The 20,561-nt window shown below is 62.1% G+C and carries 19 protein-coding genes; 7 read left to right on the top strand and 12 right to left on the bottom strand.

What is annotated here, in order from left to right:
• The first annotated feature begins 75 nt into the window (after positions 1-75).
• A complete protein-coding gene (locus HS961_RS05470; protein WP_182326740.1) occupies positions 76-630 on the top strand; it encodes a hypothetical protein in 555 nt (184 codons plus the stop codon).
• 61 nt (positions 631-691) lie between these two features.
• On the opposite strand, the gene HS961_RS05465 is transcribed toward HS961_RS05470, so the two are convergent.
• The 4 genes from HS961_RS05465 to pyrC all read right to left on the bottom strand — a co-directional run bounded on the left by HS961_RS05465 (position 692) and on the right by pyrC (position 4,075).
• Positions 692-1,057, bottom strand: a complete 366-nt coding sequence (locus HS961_RS05465) for a YXWGXW repeat-containing protein (protein WP_182326739.1) — start codon at positions 1,055-1,057, stop codon at positions 692-694.
• A 185-nt stretch (positions 1,058-1,242) separates the two neighbouring features.
• Positions 1,243-2,121, bottom strand: coding sequence for a protease HtpX (gene htpX, locus HS961_RS05460; protein ID WP_182326738.1), 879 nt, complete (start codon positions 2,119-2,121; stop codon positions 1,243-1,245).
• 101 nt (positions 2,122-2,222) lie between these two features.
• Entirely contained in the window at positions 2,223-3,011 is a 789-nt protein-coding gene (locus HS961_RS05455) for a DUF3025 domain-containing protein (protein WP_238347802.1), read from the bottom strand.
• Between the two features lie 20 nt (positions 3,012-3,031).
• Entirely contained in the window at positions 3,032-4,075 is a 1,044-nt protein-coding gene (pyrC, locus tag HS961_RS05450; RefSeq protein WP_182326737.1) for a dihydroorotase, read from the bottom strand.
• Between the two features lie 154 nt (positions 4,076-4,229).
• Between pyrC and HS961_RS05445 the strand changes: the two genes are divergently transcribed.
• Positions 4,230-5,135: an amino acid ABC transporter substrate-binding protein gene (locus tag HS961_RS05445; protein ID WP_182326736.1), complete on the top strand. Its 906-nt coding sequence runs from the start codon at positions 4,230-4,232 to the stop codon at positions 5,133-5,135.
• Positions 5,136-5,317: 182 nt separating this feature from the next.
• Here the strand turns inward: HS961_RS05445 and HS961_RS05440 are convergent, their stop codons facing one another.
• From HS961_RS05440 to HS961_RS05420, 5 genes are all read right to left on the bottom strand, one after another.
• Positions 5,318-6,055, bottom strand: a complete 738-nt coding sequence (locus HS961_RS05440; RefSeq protein WP_182326735.1) for an amino acid ABC transporter ATP-binding protein — start codon at positions 6,053-6,055, stop codon at positions 5,318-5,320.
• A gap of 24 nt (positions 6,056-6,079) precedes the next feature.
• Entirely contained in the window at positions 6,080-6,751 is a 672-nt protein-coding gene (locus tag HS961_RS05435; RefSeq protein WP_182326734.1) for an amino acid ABC transporter permease, read from the bottom strand.
• Between the two features lies 1 nt (position 6,752).
• Positions 6,753-7,508: an amino acid ABC transporter permease gene (locus HS961_RS05430; protein ID WP_182326733.1), complete on the bottom strand. Its 756-nt coding sequence runs from the start codon at positions 7,506-7,508 to the stop codon at positions 6,753-6,755.
• Positions 7,509-7,632: 124 nt separating this feature from the next.
• A complete protein-coding gene (locus HS961_RS05425; protein WP_182326732.1) occupies positions 7,633-8,532 on the bottom strand; it encodes an amino acid ABC transporter substrate-binding protein in 900 nt (299 codons plus the stop codon).
• Positions 8,533-8,826: 294 nt separating this feature from the next.
• Entirely contained in the window at positions 8,827-9,765 is a 939-nt protein-coding gene (locus HS961_RS05420) for a LysR substrate-binding domain-containing protein (RefSeq protein WP_182326731.1), read from the bottom strand.
• 282 nt (positions 9,766-10,047) lie between these two features.
• On the opposite strand from HS961_RS05420, the gene HS961_RS05415 reads away from it, so the two are divergent.
• From HS961_RS05415 to HS961_RS05405, 3 genes are all read left to right on the top strand, one after another.
• The gene (locus tag HS961_RS05415; RefSeq protein ID WP_182326730.1) at positions 10,048-10,632 is read left to right on the top strand and encodes a TRAP transporter small permease; all 585 of its coding nucleotides are present in this window, start codon (positions 10,048-10,050) and stop codon (positions 10,630-10,632) included.
• Positions 10,629-11,927, top strand: a complete 1,299-nt coding sequence (locus HS961_RS05410; RefSeq protein ID WP_182326729.1) for a TRAP transporter large permease — start codon at positions 10,629-10,631, stop codon at positions 11,925-11,927. Before HS961_RS05415 ends, HS961_RS05410 begins: the two co-directional genes overlap by 4 nt.
• Before the next feature lie 90 nt (positions 11,928-12,017).
• Positions 12,018-13,055: a DctP family TRAP transporter solute-binding subunit gene (locus HS961_RS05405; protein ID WP_182326728.1), complete on the top strand. Its 1,038-nt coding sequence runs from the start codon at positions 12,018-12,020 to the stop codon at positions 13,053-13,055.
• 105 nt (positions 13,056-13,160) lie between these two features.
• Here the strand turns inward: HS961_RS05405 and HS961_RS05400 are convergent, their stop codons facing one another.
• Positions 13,161-14,141 carry a Bug family tripartite tricarboxylate transporter substrate binding protein gene (locus tag HS961_RS05400; protein WP_182326727.1) on the bottom strand — a complete coding sequence of 327 codons (981 nt, stop codon included), beginning with the start codon at positions 14,139-14,141 and terminating at the stop codon, positions 13,161-13,163.
• 589 nt (positions 14,142-14,730) lie between these two features.
• Between HS961_RS05400 and HS961_RS05395 the strand changes: the two genes are divergently transcribed.
• A complete protein-coding gene (locus HS961_RS05395) occupies positions 14,731-15,030 on the top strand; it encodes a DUF4148 domain-containing protein (protein WP_182326726.1) in 300 nt (99 codons plus the stop codon).
• A 240-nt stretch (positions 15,031-15,270) separates the two neighbouring features.
• Positions 15,271-17,523 (top strand): protein-disulfide reductase DsbD family protein, encoded by a 2,253-nt coding sequence (locus HS961_RS05390; RefSeq protein ID WP_412101629.1) that lies wholly within the window; start codon positions 15,271-15,273, stop codon positions 17,521-17,523.
• 83 nt (positions 17,524-17,606) lie between these two features.
• Here HS961_RS05390 and HS961_RS05385 read toward each other — a convergent pair whose 3' ends face one another.
• On the bottom strand, positions 17,607-19,595 hold the full coding sequence (locus HS961_RS05385; RefSeq protein ID WP_182326725.1) for a family 2A encapsulin nanocompartment cargo protein cysteine desulfurase: 1,989 nt from the start codon (positions 19,593-19,595) through the stop codon (positions 17,607-17,609).
• 14 nt (positions 19,596-19,609) lie between these two features.
• On the bottom strand, positions 19,610-20,542 hold the full coding sequence (locus HS961_RS05380) for a family 2A encapsulin nanocompartment shell protein (protein ID WP_182326724.1): 933 nt from the start codon (positions 20,540-20,542) through the stop codon (positions 19,610-19,612).
• Between the last annotated feature and the right edge of the window lie 19 nt (positions 20,543-20,561).

Genomic DNA, 20,561 nt, shown 5'->3' with positions numbered 1-20,561 from the left:
GCGCCACAGCTATTGGCGATCTTCCGCAAGCACGTCCTAAAATTTTGGATTGACGATATTTGCTGGAGGTTGCCCATGCCCCGTTCTGCCTATTCCCCTCTCTCCACCTTGCTGGGCGCTGCGTTGCTGTGTGCCTTATCCGGCACCGCCAGCGCCACCAGCGGGGACAGCGAAGACAGCAACGGCTCGGCGCTGTCCGGCTGGACCTTTGGCTATTCGCCCTATACCTACCACTTCTCCAACGCCAAGAAAGAGCGCGACTTCGAGCCCGATGACGAGCGGCACAAATATGTGTGGCTGCTCAATGCCGAGAAAAAGATCGATGCCAACCAAGTCGTCGGCTTTGCCTATTTCAGCAATTCCTTTGGCCAGCCCAGCCAGTACGCTTACTACGGCTGGCAGTTCCAGCCGCTGTCCAGCACGCCGCAGCTGTTTTTCAAGCTGACCGGCGGCGTCATCCATGGCTACAAGTACCCCTTCCACCGCAAGATTCCGTTCAATAACCGCAATGGCTGGGGCTTTACCGCCATCCCTGCGGTGGGCTGGAACTACAACGAGCGCTGGGGCGGCCAGCTCAATGTGCTGGGCAAGTCTGCGCTGATGTTTCAGCTGAACTACAGCATCCGCTGAGCGGCGCTGCAGCCAAGGCCCTGTGCGGCGCCCGGACTGCCAATGGGTAAACCCCTGCGTCTTAGCGGCGCTCCCAGTGTCCGCCACGGGCTTGCCAGCCATGGGGGCTGCGCACCCATTCACGGGGCACCCAGTGGTCACCCCGGTGGGGCGGGGCTGCCCAGCGGCCTTCACGCCAGACATAGCGGCCACCGTTCCAATCCCAGAAGCCGCCAATCCAGATTTGGGTGGCAATGGGCGCCACAGCGACCGGGGCGGGCTCATAGCGAAGCGGTGGCGGCGCTTCCGACGATACGACCACGGCCCCGGTGTTGCCATAGGCATAGGGCTCAGCCGGTGCTACAACGCAGCCGGTCACCAAAGTAGCGACCGCCAGGGCGCCGGCACACAAAGCGGCCGAACGCCAAGAGGAGGGAGTGTGCGACATGGTGTATCTCCAGTCATTGCAAGAACTCCATTGAAGGCGCGCCAGCTTAACGCCCGGTGAGCGGCGCGTAAATCGCCGGTAAAAGCCGGAGCGCTCTGGCCAACACCGCGCCGATCCGCTTGCACTGGCGCCCACAAAAAAGCACTGCCGAGGCAGTGCTTTTTGAGAGGGTGAAAAGCCGAGGCTTATTGCACTTGGTTGTTTTGCAGCGCAGCCACACGCTCTTCAATCGGTGGGTGCGAGCTGAACAGCTTGCCCAGGCTGCCGGTGATGCCCATGGCCTGCATGCTTTGCGGCAGGGTGCCGGGGTGCATGCCGCCCAGGCGGTGCAGCGCATTGATCATCGGCTGCTTGCGGCCCATCAGGCGCGCAGCACCGGCGTCGGCGCGGAACTCGCGCTGGCGCGAGAACCAGGCCACGATGATGGCGGCCAGGAAGCCGAAGACGATATCGAGCACGATGGTGGTGATCATGTAGCCAATGCCGGGGCCGGAGTTCTGCTCGTCATTGCGGCGCAGGAAGGAATCGACTGCATAGCCGATGACGCGCGAGAGGAAGACCACAAAGGTGTTCATCACGCCCTGGATCAGCGCCATGGTGACCATGTCGCCATTGGCAACGTGGGCCACCTCGTGGCCGATGACGGCCTCGACCTCTTCGCGGGTCATGCCTTGCAGCAGCCCGGTGGAGACGGCGACCAGCGCCGAGTTCTTGAAGGCGCCAGTGGCAAAGGCATTGGCTTCGCCTTCGTAGATACCGACATCGGGCATCTTGATGCCGGCCTGGTCGGAGAAGCGGCGCACGGTCTCGACGATCCAGGCTTCATCCGCGCTTTGGGGCTCGTTGATGATCTTGACGCCCATGCTCATCTTGGCGATGGGCTTGCTCATCAGCAACGAGATGATGGCGCCGCCAAAACCCATGATGAAAGCAAAGCCCAGCAGGGCCCCGAGGTTCAGGCCATTGGACGTCAAAAAGCGGTTGACACCGAGCAGGCTGGCAACAATGCCGAGCACCACAACGACGGCGATGTTGGTCGCCAGAAAAAGGAACATTCGTTTCATGGGGTTTGATTCTCCAAGGAGGGGAACACAGTGCTCGATAGCTGGGGGCAATGTCTTGCTAATTCAAGACCTTACCCACACTTTGTGGCGACGGCTGGTGCTTATGATATTTGTGGCCGTCGGGCCGAGCGAAATACGTCTGGGTCATCGTAGAAGGAAAAATGCTGGTTTTCCTGGCTCCATCCCGGGATGCCCATCACCGGCAGTGGCGTAAAAGGCTTGCCAGCCAGATGAACAGCATCCAGAGAGGCGGCGATGACCGCGTCGATATTGTCCACGATCCGCAAAGGCCGTGGAGGGCAAAAAACATGTGCGGTGATTGGTTTTCTGGGGCTGATGAGCTTTTCGAGCAGCGCATGGCCGACGACGATCAGCTGCGCCTGATGCCACAGCGGCCGCAGCTCGACAAACAAGCGCTGCCATTGGCGCAGCCGCAGCGCCTGCCACAGGGCATCGGGCGCCAGCAGCACCGCGCCGTTTTCGTCAAACAGGGTCAGCGCATCGCGCAAGGGGCCCCGGCGGGCGCCCACACCGCCTGCCTCGTCAATCGCCTGGGCCTGTAAGGCATTGAGCCGCGCCTTGGTGCGCGCAAAGCGCTGCCAGACCAGGCCGTTGAGCCCATCGTGCATATGTTCGCGGGTGGGCACGCAGCCGCTGCGTGCGATAAAGCCTTCGTAGGCCTCGCCCGGCGGCAGGGCGGACTGCGGTACAAAGCGCCGACCGCAGTCGCCCAGGCGGTTGAGCAGATCGGGCATGGCCAGGCTTTGCCAATCCAGCTGGCGTATCTGCAGGCCCAACGCCTCGTAGGGCTGCAACCAGGGCGCCTGCCAGTCGAGCGATGACCAGCCTTGCTCAGGCGGGTCACCTGCAGTGGCCTGGCGGTTATCCACGCATCAAATGATCAAAACGCTCAGCCTGCCAGCTTCCAAGGCAGCGCTTCACCCGAGCGCAGCGGCTTCAAATCCGCCTGGCCAAAGGGGTAGGACTCGGGCGGGGTCCAGGATTCGCGCACCAAGGTGATGCGGTCCGTATTGCGCGGCAAGCCGTAGAAATCGGCACCATGCAGGCTGGCAAAGCCTTCGAGCTTGCCCAGCGCGCCAGCGTTGTCAAACACCTCGGCATACATCTCGATCGCAGCATGGGCGCTGTAGCAGCCGGCGCAGCCAGTGGCGTGTTCTTTGAGCTGGGCGGCATGGGGGGCGCTGTCGGTGCCCAGGAAGAACTTGGCATTGCCGCTGGTGGCGGCCTGCACCAGAGCCAGGCGGTGCTCCTCGCGCTTGAGCACCGGCAGGCAGTAGTAATGCGGGCGGATGCCGCCGGTAAAGATGGCATTGCGGTTGAACAGCAAATGCTGGGGCGTGATGGTGGCGCCGACAAAACGGTCGCTCTCGGTCACGTACTGGGCCGCTTCGCGCGTGGTGATGTGCTCGAACACGATCTTCAGTTCGGGGAAATCGCGGCGCAGTGGCAGCATGTGCTGGTCGATAAAGGCCGCTTCGCGGTCAAACAGGTCCACCTCGCTGCCGGTCACCTCGCCGTGTACCAAGAGCAGCATGCCTTCGCGCTGCATCGCCTCCAGGGTCGGGTAGATCTTGCGGATATCGGTGACGCCATGGTCGCTGTTGGTGGTGGCGCCGGCCGGGTAGAGCTTGCAGGCCACGACGCCAGCGGCCTTGGCCCGCACGATCTCCTCAGGCGCCAGCTTGTCCGTCAGGTACAAGGTCATCAGCGGCTCAAACGTCAAACCCTGGGGGATGGCCGCCACGATGCGCGCCTTGTAGGCCAGGGCCAGCTCGGCGGTCGTGACCGGGGGCTTGAGGTTGGGCATGACGATGGCACGGGCAAACTGCCTCGCGGCATGGGCCACTGTAGTGGCCAGGGCGGCGTCATCGCGCAGATGAATGTGCCAATCGTCGGGGCGGAGGATGCTGATGGAGGAGGTTGCGGTGCTCATCCCGATATTGTCGCACCGGTCATGCGGGCGTCATCACGGTCGCCGAGCATTGTGGAAAAAGTAACGCAATGTTAAGGGTAGGCTCTCATTGAGCAGACAGTCTCTATGCGTATCATTGTTAGTCGTAGGAATTCTTAATCAAGGACTGTGCAACATGTGGCTAAACCATATTTTTCGCGGCGCTGTGCTGCTGTGCCTTGCCAGCAGCAGCCTGGCTCAGACCCCTTTGCCCGACAACTGGGACAAGATCAAGGAGTCGCAGCGCATTACGGTGGGCTACCGCCCGGACGGACTGCCGTTTGCCTACGAGATGGGCGAGGCCAAGAAACCGGTGGGCTACGCCATCGACATCTGCCAGGCACTCATCGCAAAACTGCAGCAGAACATGGGCCTGGCCAAGCTGGACATCCAGTACCGCGCCATCAACGGACAGACCCGCTTTACCGATCTGGCCAGTGGCGCCATTGACGTGGACTGCAGCAACACCACCAACACCAAGGACCGGCGCGAAAGCAAGCATGTGTCCTTCAGCCTGCCCTACTACATTGCCGGCGTGCGCATGCTGGTCAAGTCTGACAGCGGCATCAACGATGTGGATGACCTCTCGGGCAAGCGCGTGATCACCACCAAGGGCACCACCTCGCTGCAGGTGCTGGAGCGCCGCGTGGCCGTCAACGGCCTCAAGATCCAGCACAGCGAATGCCTCACCCACAACGACTGCTTCAAGGCGGTGCAAGGCGGCACGGCCGATGTCTGGTTGATGGACGACATCCTGCTCGCAGCCCACCGCGCCCAAGCCGAGAAGCCCGAGCAGGTCAAGCTGATTGGCAAGCTGATGTCGATCGAGCCGCTGTCGCTGATGATGCGCGACAGCGATGTGCGCATGAAGAAGGTGTTCGACGCGGAAATGCGCAACCTCTCGCAGAACTTCGAGATCACCCGGCTGTACAAGAAGTGGTTCGAGTCGCCACTGCCGGGCAAGGGCTTTGCACTGAATGTGCCCATGTCCTACTTGCTCACCGACATGCTGCGCTTCCCCAGCGACAAGTTCGACAACTGATGATTCCGGGGCCGCGTTCTGCGGCCCCAGCCTCCTGACACCGCGCTAACCCGCAGCGCGCGCCGTCCAGCCTCAGGGCACCCGCCTGTCCATGGCGGGTCAGCCCCCTTTCCCACTCCAACAATCCGCCCATAAAAAATGGCCGCATTAGCGGCCATGGTCGTGTGCGAGATACGCTGCAATCAGTGCTGCAGGATCTTGCTCAGGAAGTCCTTGGTTCGCGGCTGGCGCGCATCGGGGTTGCCGAAGAAGTCTTCCTTGGAGCAATCTTCCAGGATCTTGCCGCCGACATCCATGAAGATCACGCGGCTGGCAACCTTCTTGGCAAAGCCCATTTCATGCGTCACGCACATCATGGTCATGCCTTCGTTGGCCAGGCCAATCATCACGTCCAGCACTTCGCCGACCATCTCAGGGTCGAGCGCCGAGGTGGGCTCGTCAAACAGCATCACGCTCGGATCCATCGACAGCGCACGGGCAATGGCCACGCGCTGCTGCTGACCACCAGACAGCTGACCTGGGAACTTGTCCTTGTGGGCCATCAGGCCCACGCGGTCCAGCATCTTCAGGCCACGGGCCTTGGCATCGTCCGCACTGCGGCCCAGCACCTTGATCTGGGCGATGGTCAGGTTCTCGGTTACCGACAGGTGGGGGAACAGCTCGAAATGCTGGAACACCATGCCCACGGTGCTGCGCAGCTTGGGCAAGTCGGTCTTGGGATCGTGGATGGCCGTGCCGTTGACCCAGATTTCACCCTTCTGGATGGGTTCGAGCGCATTGATGGTCTTGATCAGGGTCGACTTGCCCGAGCCCGATGGTCCGCACACAACCACCACTTCGCCCTTGGAGATGCTGGTGGAGCAGTCGTTGAGCACCTGGAAGCTGCCATACCACTTGGAGACATTCTTCATTTCAATCATTTGGATATCCTTTGTATTGCAGCATCAGCGAATGATGGCGATCTTCTTGTGCAGACGCTTGACGAACCACGACAGCGTAAAGCAGATGATGAAGTAAAGCACGGCAGCAGCCAGATAGGCCTCGACCGGACGGCCGAAATTCTTGCCCGCCACTTCAAAGCCCTTGAGCATGTCGTAGGCGCCGATGGCATAGACCAGCGACGTATCCTGGAACAAGATGATGGTCTGGGTCAGCAGCACCGGCAGCATGTTGCGGAAGGCCTGGGGCAGCACCACCAGACGCATGTTCTGGCCATAGGTCATGCCCACAGCCTGGCCGGCATACACCTGGCCACGCGGAATCGACTGGATACCAGCCCGCATGATCTCGGAGAAGTAGGCCGCCTCAAACGCCACAAAGGTGATGACCGCCGACATCTCCGCCCCGATGGGCTTGCCGATCAGCAAAGGCACCAGCAGGAAGAACCACAGAATCACCATCACCAGTGGCACGGAACGCATGCCGTTGACGTAGATGGTGGCAGGCACCACCAGCGCCTTCTTGCCCGACAGGCGCATCAGCGCCAGCAAGGTGCCAAAGAAGATACCGCCCAAGGTCGCGACGATGGTCAGCATCACGCTGAACACCAGGCCCTTGATGACGAAGTTCTGGATCAGGTCCCAGTTGTAGAACGAAAAATCAAGATTCAAATTCATCTCAGTGACCTCCCGATCCGCCTGCGGCAATGAAGCCTGGGATGCGGCTTCTCTTTTCAATGAAGGCCATGATGCGGTTGATCACGAAGGCCGAGATCATGTACAGCGCGGTCACCGCCAGGTAGACCTCGATACCGCGCGAGGTTTCCTCTTGCGCCTGCATCGCGAACAAGGTCAGTTCAGCCACCGACACGGCAAACGCCACCGACGAATTCTTGAAGATGTTCATCGACTCGCTGGTGAGCGGCGGGATGATGATGCGGTAGGCCATCGGCAGCAGCACATAGCGGTAGTACTGGAAGGTCGTGAAACCCAGAGCCATGCCTGCATAACGCTGACCACGGGGCAGCGCCAAGATACCGGCACGCAGTTGCTCGGCGATACGCGCCGAGGTAAAAAAGCCCAGCGCCAGCACCACCAGCAGGAACCCAGGCACTTGCTTCAGTGCGGGGAAGATGGCGGGCACGACGTGGTACCACAGGAAAATTTGTACCAGCAAGGGGATGTTGCGGAACAACTCCACCCAGGCATTGCCCAGACGCACGGTCCAGGGGCGGTCAGGCAGCGTGCGCAGGGTGCCGACGATGGAGCCCACCACCAGCGCAATCACCAGCGCGCACAAGGAGACAGAGATAGTCCATCCCCACGCAGACAACAACCAGTCCAGATACGTGACATCACCGTTTTTACCGAAACAGCCCTGCACGACCTGGCGCTCAATCGTGTCTTCACAAAATACTTGCCAATCCCAATTCATAGGACTACCTCTTTTTTTGTCTTTGTAGCAATGTTTGGCGACTGGCTTCCACTCTCAAAAACCAGTACCAACAAAAACGCCCCCCCAAACCCCAGGCTGGAAGGGCGGTACCTCAGTGGTGTGCTTACTTGACTTCGTAGGCTTCCATAGGCTTGTCGTTCGGGTTGGCCCAAGCGTCCTTGGTAGCGGCCGACAGTGGCAGACCCACCTTCACGTTGTTAGGAGGGATAGGTTGCATGAACCACTTGTCGTACAGCTTTTCCAGCGAGCCATCCTTGATCTGGCGCACGATGGAATCGTCCACAGCCTTCTTGAAGGCGGCGTCGTCCTTGCGCAGCATGCAGGCAATAGGTTCGACCGACAGCACTTCGCCAACGACCTTGTAGTCAGCTGGTGCCTTGGACTTGGAGATGTTGGCAGCCAGGATGGAGCCGTCCATCACGAACGCGTCAGCGCGGCCGGATTCCAGCATCAGGAAGCTGTCAGCGTGGTCCTTGCCCATGACTTCCTTGAAAGTCAGGCCATCCGCGCGCTTGTTCTTGCGCAGGGTCTGCACCGAAGTGGTACCGGTGGTGGTCACCAGGGTCTTGCCGTTCAGGTCCTTGATGCCGGTGATGCCGGAGTTGGCCTTCACCGCGATGCGCACTTCTTCCACGTAGGTGGTGAAGGCGAAAGCAGCATCCTTTTGGCGCGACTGGTTGTTGGTGGTCGAGCCGCACTCCAGATCCACGGTACCGTTTTGCACCAAAGGCACGCGGTTTTGCGAGGTCACGGGCTGGTACTTGATGTCCAGCTTGGCCAGGCCGAGTTGCTTTTGCAGATCGCTCACAACGTTTTCTGCCATTTCGGTGTGGAAGCCGACGTACTTGCCGTTGCCCAAGGTGTAGCCCAGGCCGGAGGATTCGCGAACACCCAGCGTGATGCTGCCCGAAGACTTGATCTTGGCCAGCGTATCGCCAGCTTGCGCAAACGCGCTACCTGCAGCAACCGCTGCGACCGCAAAAGCCAGCAAATGTTTCTTCATCATCAGACCTCCAGAAAAATCAATTAAGCAGTCGCCTATGAGCCCCAACAGACGCCAAAGCGACAACTGACACGCTACGTATTGTGCAGTCCGTCCAGATAATGCCAGATGACTGGCCTCGGCAATTATCCGGAAAATTACCAATGAATTGCTAACAATTCATAGCCTTTTTCGAACAAATCACGTACATCTAACCGACTGCAACACGAGCAATCCGCAAGCATTGCACAGAAATTTCATACCGCATATTAGAAATTACCCTGCAAATCCAACATATCGATATTCTTATTGATGTCATGAATTATGTGCAGGGTTGCGAGCCACCAAGTAGTCCCACAGCGCCTGTGCTGCGGTCTTGACCGCATCGCTGGACTGTGGCTTCTCGCGGTAGGCGCGCACATCCATCGCCACTTCCCACTGGGTCAAGCTCGGGTGATCGGCACGTACCAGCTTCTTGGCCTTGAGCTCCTTCTTGGCAGCGCTCTGCGGCAAAAAGGCCAGGCCATGGCCTTCGATCGCCATGGCCTTGAGACCCTCGGCCATGTCGGTCTCGTAGACACGGTCCAGATAAGCGGGCTCAGGCGCCTGCTTCAGCGCCAGGTCGGTCACCCGGCTGAGGTAAGCCCCCGGCGCATAACCCAGAAAGGGCAAAGGCACTTCAGCGGCTCCAGGCAGTGGGAACAGCGGCAAGCCATCAAGCCCCGGCTTGCAGTACGGCGCCATCACCTCGCGGCCCAGGCTCACCATCTCATAGCGCTGCGGGTCCAGCTGGATCGGCTGAGATTCGTGGTGGTAGGCAATCAACAGGTCGCAGCCGCCTTCGACCAGGCGCATCACCGCATCATGCACATTCAGCGCAATCAAGCGGCTCTTGAACAGGCCAAAATCATTGCGCAGGCCGGACACCCAGGTGGGGAAAAAGGTGAACGCCAGTGTGTGGGGCACGGCAAAGTCGATGATGTCCTTGCCCGAAGACGAGTGCACCCGCAGCATGGCGCGCGTGCTTTGCACCGCCTGCAGGATCTCGATGGCCTGGTTGTACAGGGTCTTGCCAGCGGGCGTGAGCCGCGTCGGGTAGGAGCTGCGGTCCACCAGATCTGCCCCTGCCCAGGACTCCAGCGCCTGAATCCGCCGAGAGAATGCCGGCTGGGTGACATGGCGCAACTGCGCCGACCGGCTGAAACTGCGCGTTTCGGCCAGGCTCACAAAATCTTCAAGCCACTTGGTTTCCATCCGCGCATTATCCACACGCCAATGGACGTCTGCTGCAAGTTGGCGGGCCAGATGGGTGGCCAGCGCCCGCAACAAGCGCGACTGCGGCAGCCCATCCCCGGGAAAAGGATGGCTTGCAAGCCCCCTGATCAAGGCCATAATCGGGCCCCACTGGCCCACCTGCCATGCGCGGCACCTGCCGCAGATACCGATCTATCCGATACCGATGGTCCGCCCACAAGGCGGTTTGTGTTTTTTCGCATCCACCCTTGGCTCTGCCGAGCCGTCTCGCTACCGGTTGTTATGGCATCACCCTCCCCTCATTCCCCGGGCGGCAGCAGCGCTGACCTGCCCGCCACCCTCCCCAGTGAGCCCGCCCCCGCCAGAGGGCTGTGGCTGGAAGACTGGCTTACGGTTCTGATCATGGCGCTGCTCGCGCTGATCACCTTTGGCAATGTCATCGTGCGTTATTTCACCGATGGCTCCTTTGCCTGGACCGAAGAGATCTCCGTGTTCCTGATGATCTTGCTGGCCATGGTCGCCGGCTCGGCCGCCGTGGCGCGCAACCTGCATATCCGCATCGAGTTTTTTGCCGAGCGCGGCGATGCGCGCCGCCGCAAGGCCTTTGCCCGCTTTGGCGCTTTGACGGTGGCCCTGCTGTTTGCGCTGATCTGCGTGCTCAGCATCCGTGTGGTGTATGACGACTACCGCTACGAGGAGACCTCGCCGGGCATTGGCGTACCACAGTGGTGGTACTCCATCTGGCTGCCGGTGTTCTCGGCGCTGATCACCTTGCGCGCGTTGGGCCTGTATCTGCGCCAGGGCCGCGCCAGCTTTGCCCATGTGTACTCCGAAGGCAGCGATGCTACAGCCAAGGAGCAGGCATGATTGTCGCCCTGCTGTTTATCGGCTTTATCTCTTTGATGCTGCTGGGCGTGCCGATTGGCGCCGCGCTGGGCCTGGCCGGCGCCGTGGCCATTGCGCTGGCCAATGCCGATGCGCAATGGTTTGGCCTGCTCGCCATTCCGCAAAATTTTTACGCCGGCCTGGGCAAGTACCCGTTGCTCGCCATTCCGATGTTTGTGCTGGTCGGCTCGATTTTTGACCGCTCGGGCGTTGCGCTGCGGCTGGTCAACTTTGCCGTGGCGATTGTGGGGCGCGGCCCGGGCATGCTGCCGCTGGTGGCCATTGCCGTCGCCATGTTTCTGGGTGGCATCTCCGGCTCCGGCCCCGCCAATGCAGCGGCCGTCGGCGGCGTGATGATTGCGGCCATGCGCCGCGCCGGTTACCCGGGCAGCTTCTCGGCCAGCGTGGTCGGGGCCGCTGCAGCCACCGACATCCTGATTCCGCCATCCGTCGCCTTCATCATCTACTCGGTGCTGGTGCCCGGTGCCTCGGTGCCTGCGCTGTTTGCGGCCGGCATGATCCCGGGCATTCTGGCGGGCCTGGCGCTGATCATTCCGGCCGTCTGGATGTCGCGCAAGCACAAGATGGGCGCGCTGGAGGCCAGCCTGCCCCGGCCCGAGTTCTGGAAAAGCCTGCGCGAAGCGGCCTGGGGCCTGGCCGCGCCGGTGCTGATTCTGGGCGGCATGCGCATGGGCTGGTTCACGCCGACTGAAGCGGCCGTGGTAGCAGTGTTCTACGGCCTGTTCGTGGGCATGGTCGTACACCGCACGATTGGCCTGCGCGATCTGTTCCCGATCCTGCGCGAAGCGGGTGAGCTGTCAGCGGTGATCCTGATCGTCGTCTCGCTCGCCGGCATCTTTGCGTTCTCGCTGTCCACCCTGGGCGTGATCGACCCGATCACGACGGCCATCGTCAACTCGGGTCTGGGCGAATGGGGGGTGATGGCGCTGCTGATCCTGATGCTGATCACCGTCGGCATGTTCCTCGACGGCATCTCCATCTTCCTGATCTTTGTGCCACTGCTGCTGCCCATCATGCAGCACTACAACTGGGATCCCGTCTGGTTTGGCGTGATCCTCACCTTGAAGGTGGCGCTTGGCCAGTTCACCCCGCCGCTGGCAGTGAACCTGATGGTCAGCTGCCGCATCGCTGGCGTGCGCATGGAATCGACCGTGCGCTGGGTCGGCTGGATGCTGTTTGCGATGTTCTGCGTGATGGTGCTGGTCATCGCCTTCCCGCAACTTGCGCTGTGGCTGCCCGCCAAGCTGGGCTACTGATTGGAGCCGGTTCTGGGTGCAGGCAAGAAGGTCTGCATCCAGCGCCCAGGATTTGCATAATTTCCCCTTGAACCACCCGGAGACAACACCATGAAAACCCGTCAATTCCTTGCCACTGCCTTGGCTGCTGCCGCGGCGCTGAGCTTTGCCGCGCCTGCCGTGCAGGCCCAGGGCAATTACAAAAGCGAATACCGCATGTCGCTGGTGCTGGGCCCCGCCTTCCCCTGGGGCAAGGGCGGCGAGATCTGGGCCAACAAGGTGCGCGAGCGCACGCAGGGCCGTATCAACATCAAGCTCTACCCGGGCGTATCGCTGGTGCAAGGCGACCAGACGCGGGAGTTCTCGGCACTGCGCCAGGGCGTGATCGACATGGCCGTGGGCTCCACCCTGAACTGGTCGCCCCAGATCAAGGAGCTGAACCTGTTTGCGCTGCCCTTCCTGATGCCCGACTATGCCGCAGCCGATGCGCTGACCCAGGGCGAACCCGGCAAGCGCCTGTTTACCCGCCTGGAAAAAGCCGGTGTGGTGCCCCTGGCCTGGGGTGAGAACGGCTACCGCGAAATCTCCAACTCCAAGCATGCGATCAAGACCCCCGCCGACATGAAGGGCCTCAAAATCCGCGTGGTCGGCTCGCCCTTGTTCGTCGACACCTTCAGCGCGCTGGGCGCCAACCCCACGCAGATGAGCTGGGCCGACGCACAACCTGCGATGGCCAGCGGCGCGGTGGACGGCCAGGAGAACCCGGTTGCCGTCTACCAGGCCGCCAAGCTCAACACCGTGGGCCAGAAGTACCTGACCCTCTGGGGCTACATCAACGACCCGCTGATCTTTGTCGTGAACAAGGACATCTGGGCCAGCTGGAGCAAGGCCGACCAGGACATCGTGCGCCAGGCCGCCATCGAAGCCGGCCAGGAAGAGATCGCCATCGCGCGCAAAGGCATGATCGAAGCGGGCAAGCCCCTCGTCAAAGAACTGAGCGCCAATGGCGTGACGGTCACCGAGCTGAGCGCGGCCGAGCGCGAAGCCTTTGTGAAGGCCACCCGCCCTGTGTATGACAAGTGGAAGCAGCAAGTGGGCGCCGACCTGGTCACCGCAGCAGAAAAGGCGATTGCCGCACGCAAGCAGTAGAACCTGCAGGCCCCAACGGCGAAGCCACCGGTTGTGATGCCGGTGGCTTTTTTTGTGGGCGCTGCTTCAGGGCAATCCTGAGCGCAGCAGAGAAGGCCGCTGCGCTTATTCGATCTTGAAGCCGGTTTCCTTGACCACCTGTTTCCAGCGGTCGGTTTCCGCCTGGATCTGTTGGGCAAACACCTCGGGCGTGGTCTTCACGGGGATGTAGTCGTACTGCTTGAGCTTGGCCAGCACATCGGGCATCTGCATGACCTTGTCGATGTTCTGCGACAGCGCAGCGACGATCTCCTTAGGCGTGCCCTTGGGGGCGAGCAAGCCCGCCCAGGAGCTGAATTCCATGTCCTTGATGCCCAGCTCGACGAGGGTGGGCACATCGGGGAAGGACGCGGCACGCTGGGGCAGCACCACCGCCAGTGCCTTGACCTTGCCGGCCTTGATCATCTCCACCGCAGCAAAGGAGTCGAAGGAGAAATCCACCTCACCCGAGACGACAGCCTGCATCTGCGGGCTGGTGCCCTTGTACTGGGCATTGATGATCTGCGGTGCCTTGATCACATGCTTGAACTGCTCGGTGATCAGGTTGATGATGGCGCTGCCCGACGAGGCCGTCAGCGGCTTGTCCTTGTTCTGCGCCAGCGCTATCAGCTCTTGCAAGCTGTTGGCAGGCAGATCTTTGCGGGCAATGATGATGAAGCCCACCGAGCAGACCTTGGCCACCGGCGCAAAGCTGGCGGCCGCCTCATAGGGCGCCTTGTAGATCACCGGGCTCAGGGTTTGGGCACCGGCGGTGTTGAACAGCAGGGTGTAGCCATCAGCCTGTGCGCGGGCTACTTCGCCGGTGCCGATCATGCCGTTGGCACCGCCCCGGTTGTCGATGACAAAGGTGCCCTTCATCAGCTCGCCCATCTTCTGCATCACCAACCGGGCCACCACATCGGTCGTACCGCCTGCGGCAAAGGGCACGATCACGCGCACCGGCTTGTTGGGGTAGGCCGTTTGCGCCTGCGCCCATTGCGGCACGCTGGCGGCGCCCGCGGCGGCCGCAAGGGTAGTGAGGAAGTGGCGGCGCTCAATCATGTCCATGGCTGTGTCTCCTGTTTCATTCCGTAGTTATCAGCCCATTGTGGGCAGCGCTGGTCTAGCTGTCTAATACTGGCCAGCAATAGATGCATTCGCATGCGCTATGGCGGCATGGTTGCACAGCTGTTCTGCTCTCTCGTCAAGCGCTTGCGCAGCGCTGTCCCCGAGGCGTCTATGCCCGCACGGATGGCAAACCCGAGGCAAAGCAGGTTGCGCAAGAGGGCCTCTTGACCTGCCCGGCTTTGGGCAAGACCAACTGCCCCAATTGCATTCCGCCAACATAAGGCTATCGAATCGATAGTTTTTATCTTCTTTATTTTCAATAAACATAGATAACTTATACCCGTGGTAAATACCCTAATTTAGGGTTAATACCAGGGTTAGCTGTCACATATTTGTAAAAGTTCCAAGCTCATTCAATCGAATTTCGGAACAATCCGTTTGATTTTTAGCTATTTATCGAAGATAGATACCAATATAAACTTCATTCCATCGTTTACCAAAAGCTGCATCGCAAGCAACAAGTTTGCAGACGCCGCAAAAGACGACGCGAATCGACCACCAGGCCGGACGCAACACAAAGGAAAGAAAAATGAACGCACGTATTCTCGCTATCGCCGCTACTCTGGCCCTGGGTGCCTCCGTTGCTCAAGCCAACCCCTTTGAAGGTGAGCACTCCGTCGCTCCTCAAGCGTCTGCTACCAGCGCTGTGAGCCGCGCTGATGTGCAAGCCCAGTTGGTCGAAGCCCGCAAGACCAACATGATGATTGCCCAAGGCAACCAATCCACGATGAACGCCTACGAACTGGGCAAGGGCCAACTGAGCCGCGCTGAAGTGACCCAAGCTGCTCGCCAAGCCCTGGCCAACGGTTCGATCCTGGAAGGCGAATAAGCTTTCCACCTGCTGGCACTTGCCGTGCCAGCATCTTGTCCCTGGAGCGGCGCACACACTCCCCGCTCCACCGACAAAGGCCGCTGCACCGCAGCGGCCTTTTTGCGTCTGGCACCGCGATGTCACGGGCGCGAAAAACGCGCCACCACGGCCTACGCTGACTTGCAACAGGTTCTATCATCCGGGAACCTCTTTCCGTATCCTGTCCTCTCACCGCCAGATTTTCAGGTACCACGCGATATGCTCCATGTTTCCATGCGCCGCTCGATCGAAGCGCTTTTTTTGACGCTGCTTCTGCTCGTGCTCTGCGCCACTGCCGGCCAGGCCCAAGCCCAGATCAAGCTCCAGATCGGCAGCGGCACCAGCGCCCCCGCGATGGACACGGCCACCGGCGCTTCCTCCAGTCCCGCCTCGAGCAATGTGGTGACCACCCCCCGCGTGCGCGCCGAGCTGGTGGCCCTGGCGCCCCAAGGCATTGAGCCCGGAAAGACCATCGACCTGGGACTGCTGCTGGACCACCAACCCGATTGGCACACGTACTGGGTCAATCCGGGCGACTCCGGTCTGCCCACCCAGCTGCAATGGCAGCTGCCGCCCAGCTGGGATGCCGGCGAAATCGCCTGGCCCACCCCCCACCCGATACGCATTGGCAGCCTCGTCAACTATGGCTATGAAGGCCAGGTGCTGCTGCCAGTCACCGTGCAGATTCCCAGCACCTTCTCAGCCGATGCCCGCGATGTGACGGTGCGCCTGCACGCGAACTGGCTGATATGCCGCGTTGAATGCATTCCCGAAGAAGGCCAGTTCAGCCTGACCATTCCCACCCATAGCAGCACTGCACTGCTGGCGGATGCCTTTGCCAAAGCCCGGGCCCAGGTGCCGGTGGCACTGCAAGGCAGCAGCCAGGCCAGCGTCGATGGTGAGACGCTGAAGCTTCGCGTCTCCGGCCTGCCCGTTGCGCTGCAAGGACAAAGCCTGCAGGTGCTGAGCGAGAGCCCCGACACTTTGCACCATGCGATGGAAGATGGCAAAGACTTCCAGCAGCAATGGGAGGGCGCGGACTGGACAGCGGTGGTGCCGCTGTCAGCCAACCGGGGCCAGACGCCGGATGACCTTCCGCTGGTGTTGACCACCAACGCCCACACCGCTGTCGATGGTGCCATCGGCTGGCGCAGCGTGGCGCCCATCAGCGGCCAATGGCAGGCTGCTGCGGTGGCCCAGGTATCGCACGAGCTGGCCGCTGCGCTGGCCAAGAATGCCCAGTCTTCCGCCCCCACCCCACCACCTGCATCCGGCAGCCTGTGGCTGGCCGTGCTCGGCGCGCTCATCGGCGGTCTGATCCTGAACCTGATGCCCTGCGTCTTCCCGATCCTGGCGCTCAAGGTGCTGGGCTTTACGGCCCACGGCAGCCAGCTGCGCGAGCAGCGCCATGCCGGCCTGGCCTACACCGCGGGCGTGGTGCTGTCCTTCCTGGCGCTGGGCGCGCTGCTGCTGGCACTGCGCTCGGCCGGCCAGCAGCTGGGCTGGGGCTTCCAGCTGCAGTCGCCGCTGGTCATTGCCGCACTGGCAGCGCTGTTTACCGTGATTGGCCTCAACCTGGCGGGCATGTTTGAGTTTGGCAACTTTGTGCCCAGCAGCCTTGCGGGCAAGCAGGCCAAGAGCCCTACCACCAATGCCTTCCTGAGCGGCGTGCTGGCCGTTGCCATTGCCTCGCCTTGCACGGCGCCGTTCATGGGTGCGTCGATGGGCCTGGCCGTCAGCCTGCCTGCCGCTGAGGCCTTGCTGGTGTTTGCCGCGCTGGGCCTGGGCATGGCCGCCCCCTATCTGCTGGCCAGCTGGATCCCTGCCGTGGTGCGCTGGCTGCCACGCCCTGGCGCCTGGATGGACACCTTCCGCCGCGCGATGGCCTTCCCGATGTTCGCCACGGTGGTCTGGCTGGTCTGGGTGCTGGGTCAGCAAAGTGGGATCGATGGCGCAGCCACCCTGCTGGCTCTGCTGGTGCTGCTGGCAGCCCTGGTCTGGTCGCTCGGTCTGCAAGGCCGCGCGCGCTGGGGCTTTGCGGTGCTGTCGCTGGCGGGTAGCCTCTACCTGGCCAGCGCCATGGGCCACAACCTGACCACGCCCGCCCCTGCACCCGGCCAGCAGGCCAGCGGGGCGCTCTGGCAGCCCTGGTCGGAGCAAAAGGTCAGCGAGATCAATGCCAGCGGCAAGCCGGTGTTTGTGGATTTCACCGCTGCCTGGTGCGTCACCTGCCAGTACAACAAGCGCACCACCTTGAGCGACAGCCAGGTGCTCGCCGCCTTTGAGAACAAACAAGTGAACCTGCTGCGCGCCGACTGGACCCGCCAGGACCCTGCGATCACGCAGGCCCTGAACCTGCTGGGCCGCAGCGGCGTGCCGGTCTATGTGCTGTATGCACCCGGCAAGCCGCCGCAGATCCTGTCTGAGGTGCTGAGCGTCAAGGAAGTGGTGGACGCGGTCACCAAGCTCTAAGCAGCTGTTCGCAGCGCGCCCCATGAAAAAAGCGCCGGGTTTTGCCCGGCGCTTTTGCGTCTCCAACCGCTATATCGGCCCACTCATCGCCGCCGCGCCGCCAGCTTGCGCACCTCCCGCACCAGCTGGTCTACCTCATCAAAGGTGTTGTAGAAGGCCAGCGAGGGCCGCACGGCAGTCTCGACCCCAAAGCGGCGCAGGATGGGCTGCGCGCAGTGGTGGCCGGTGCGCACGGCGATGCCTTCGGCATTCAGCGCCTGGCCCACCTCGTCGGTGCTGTAGCCCTCCAAGGTGAAGGCCAGCACGCTGGCCTTGCCGGGCACGGTGCCAATCAGCCGCAGCCCCTCAATGCTGGCCAGCTGGGCCATGCCATAGTCCACCAGCGCATGCTCATAGCGGCTGATCTGCGCGATGCCGATGCGCTCCACGTACTCCAGCGCCGCACCCAGTCCCACCGCATCGGCGATATTGCCGGTGCCTGCCTCAAAGGTGTTGGGCAAGGGCTGGTAGACGGTTTTCTCAAACGTCACGTCGGCAATCATATTGCCGCCGCCCTGCCAGGGTGGCATGGCCTCCAGCACCTCGCGCCGGCCCCAGAGCACGCCGATACCGGTGGGCGCAAAGATCTTGTGGCCCGAGAAGACAAAGAAGTCCGCCCCCAGGTCCTGCACATCGACGGGGGTGTGGGCAATGGACTGCGCGCCATCGATCAAGGTGGTGATGCCCCGGCGCTTGGCGATCTCCACCACCTGCTTGACGGGCACCACTGTGCCCAGCACGTTGGAGACATGGCCGATGGCCACGATCTTGGTGCGGTCGTTGATCAGTTTCTGGTATTCATCGAGCCGGATCTGGCCCTGGTCATCGACCGGAATCACCCGCAGCCGTGCGCCCTTGGCCGCCGCCAACTGCTGCCAGGGAACGATGTTGGCATGGTGCTCCAGGTGGCTGATGATGATCTCATCGCCCTCGCCCACATTGGCCCCACCCCAGGCCTTGGCCACCAGGTTGATGGCCTCGGTGGTGCCGCGCACAAAGATCACCTCGCGCGCATCGGGCGCATGGATAAAGCGCCGCACCACCTCACGCGCATGCTCATAGGCATCGGTCGCCCGCGCGGCCAGGGTGTGTGCCGCGCGGTGGATGTTGGAGTTCTCATGCGCATAGAAATGGCTGATGCGCTCAATCACCTGGCGCGGCTTGTGCGTCGTGGCGGCATTGTCCAGCCAGACCAGCGGCTTGCCATTGATGCGCTCGGACAGAATCGGAAAATCACGCCGCACCGCCTGGATGTCAAAGCCCGGATGGCCGTCCTGCTGCGCAGCCGCCGGCGCGTGATCAGCATGCGGATGCGCTTTGGCGGGCGTGACAAAGCCATTGGGCTGCGGCACTGCATGCACAAAGTAGTACTGCGGCGCGGCGCTGGGTCCCTGCTGGTCCAGGGCAGCCGTGTTGGCGCCCCGGGGCCCGCGCAGATCAATGCCCGCCAGATGGCTGTCGGGCGCCGCATGCCGGGCCTGGTCAGCCAGCGCCTGCAAGGGTCCATCACTCGCCGGGGCAACTGCCTGCGGCTGCAAAAAGTAATAGCCACTACCCGGGGAGGACGCGGAGGCGGGTGCAGGTGCGGCATGCACGGGGTTGGCAGATGCAGCGCTGGCTGGCGGCACCCCTTGCACCAGGCCGCCCAGGCGCGGCTCATAGGCGGGCAGCGCGCTGTGCAGCGTATCGGGCACGCCATTGCCTGCGGCGGCATGGGGCAGCAAGGCCGGGGCGCGGTGGGCCAGCGACAGCACGGGTGTAGGCGATGCCGGCAACAGGTTGCTACCGGGCAGCAGGCCAGCGGGCACAGGCGTGCCTGGCACGCTGGGGCCCAAGCCAGCCGGGCTGGCCAGCGGTGAGCCAGGCGGCGCGATGTTCACAGGCGCCTGCACACCTGGCGGCAAGCCGGGCAGACCCGGCAGGCCAGGCGCAGCGGGCCGCTCGGCAAACAGCGCCGACGCCATCTGCGCCAGCAGCGCGGGGGAGATGGGCGCGCCCGATGGATCGGGCGGCCCGGATACGGCGGACACCATGGCGGCTCCTTTGCTCACTTGTAGGTATCGGGATAGTCGTGGTACTTGTTGATCTCCACGTCATCGAGCACGGCCAGCGCATCGGGCGTGTGGACCGCCAGCGAGCAGTACAGCGAGATCAGGTACGAGGCAATCGCATGGTTGTTGATGCCCATGAATCGCACCGACAACCCCGGCCCCTGCTCGCCAGGCAAGCCGGGCTGGAACAGACCAACCACGCCCTGGCGCTTGTCGCCCACGCGCAGCAGCAGGATCTTGGATTTGCCATCTGCGACCGGCACCTTGTCCGATGGAATCAGCGGCACGCCACGCCAGGTGATGAACTGCGAGCCAAACAGGCTGGTGGTCGGAGGGGGCGTACCCCGGCGCGTCGCTTCGCGGCCAAACGCGGCAATCGTCAGCGGATGGGCCAGGAAGAATGCCGGCTCCTTCCAGACCTTGGTCAGCAGCTCATCGAGGTCATCAGGCGTGGGCGCACCGGTCAGCGGGAAGATGCGCTGCTCTTCCGTCACCTGGGCCAGCAGGCCGTAGTCGGGGTTGTTGATCAGCTCGCTTTCCTGGTTCTCCTTGATGGTCTCGATGGTCAGGCGCAGCTGCTCCTTGATCTGGTCATGCGGGCTGCTGTACAGATCGGACACACGGGTGTGCACATCCAGCACGGTGCTGACGGCGTTCAGGAAGAATTCGCGTGGCTGCGCGTCGTATTCAACAAAGGTGCGCGGCAGCTGGTTCTCATGCGTCTTGGCGGTGCAGGCCACCCGGATGTCCTCGGGGTTCTTGACCTGGTTGAGCCGGTAGATACCGGCCTCTACCGGCACCCATTGCAGCAGGTGGGTCAGCCAGCGGGGGCTGATAGTGGATAACTGAGGAACGGTCTTGGTGGCGTTGGCTAACTGCCGTGCAGCACTGTCGCCCAATGCGGTCGTGCCGCCTACATTCGCTGTCATATATCTCTCCAGTTGCGCG

The sequence above is a fragment of the Comamonas piscis genome (assembly GCF_014109725.1).
GTDB classification, from domain to species: domain Bacteria; phylum Pseudomonadota; class Gammaproteobacteria; order Burkholderiales; family Burkholderiaceae_C; genus Comamonas; species Comamonas piscis.
Note: the sequence above shows the minus strand (reverse complement) of the source record. Positions and strands in the feature narration are given on the sequence as shown.

Bases quoted from the DNA above. Each gene is read 5' to 3' on its own strand.
- HS961_RS05470 (WP_182326740.1), top strand. From the start codon at position 76: ATGCCCCGTTCTGCCTATTCCCCTCTCTCCACCTTGCTGGGCGCTGCG.
- HS961_RS05465 (WP_182326739.1), bottom strand. From the start codon at position 1,057: ATGTCGCACACTCCCTCCTCTTGGCGTTCGGCCGCTTTGTGTGCCGGC.
- htpX (WP_182326738.1), bottom strand. From the start codon at position 2,121: ATGAAACGAATGTTCCTTTTTCTGGCGACCAACATCGCCGTCGTTGTG.
- pyrC (WP_182326737.1), bottom strand. From the start codon at position 4,075: ATGAGCACCGCAACCTCCTCCATCAGCATCCTCCGCCCCGACGATTGG.
- HS961_RS05445 (WP_182326736.1), top strand. From the start codon at position 4,230: ATGTGGCTAAACCATATTTTTCGCGGCGCTGTGCTGCTGTGCCTTGCC.
- HS961_RS05440 (WP_182326735.1), bottom strand. From the start codon at position 6,055: ATGATTGAAATGAAGAATGTCTCCAAGTGGTATGGCAGCTTCCAGGTG.
- HS961_RS05435 (WP_182326734.1), bottom strand. From the start codon at position 6,751: ATGAATTTGAATCTTGATTTTTCGTTCTACAACTGGGACCTGATCCAG.
- HS961_RS05430 (WP_182326733.1), bottom strand. From the start codon at position 7,508: ATGAATTGGGATTGGCAAGTATTTTGTGAAGACACGATTGAGCGCCAG.
- HS961_RS05425 (WP_182326732.1), bottom strand. From the start codon at position 8,532: ATGAAGAAACATTTGCTGGCTTTTGCGGTCGCAGCGGTTGCTGCAGGT.
- HS961_RS05420 (WP_182326731.1), bottom strand. From the start codon at position 9,765: ATGGAAACCAAGTGGCTTGAAGATTTTGTGAGCCTGGCCGAAACGCGC.
- HS961_RS05415 (WP_182326730.1), top strand. From the start codon at position 10,048: ATGGCATCACCCTCCCCTCATTCCCCGGGCGGCAGCAGCGCTGACCTG.
- HS961_RS05410 (WP_182326729.1), top strand. From the start codon at position 10,629: ATGATTGTCGCCCTGCTGTTTATCGGCTTTATCTCTTTGATGCTGCTG.
- HS961_RS05405 (WP_182326728.1), top strand. From the start codon at position 12,018: ATGAAAACCCGTCAATTCCTTGCCACTGCCTTGGCTGCTGCCGCGGCG.
- HS961_RS05400 (WP_182326727.1), bottom strand. From the start codon at position 14,141: ATGGACATGATTGAGCGCCGCCACTTCCTCACTACCCTTGCGGCCGCC.
- HS961_RS05395 (WP_182326726.1), top strand. From the start codon at position 14,731: ATGAACGCACGTATTCTCGCTATCGCCGCTACTCTGGCCCTGGGTGCC.
- HS961_RS05390 (WP_412101629.1), top strand. From the start codon at position 15,271: ATGCTCCATGTTTCCATGCGCCGCTCGATCGAAGCGCTTTTTTTGACG.
- HS961_RS05385 (WP_182326725.1), bottom strand. From the start codon at position 19,595: ATGGTGTCCGCCGTATCCGGGCCGCCCGATCCATCGGGCGCGCCCATC.
- HS961_RS05380 (WP_182326724.1), bottom strand. From the start codon at position 20,542: ATGACAGCGAATGTAGGCGGCACGACCGCATTGGGCGACAGTGCTGCA.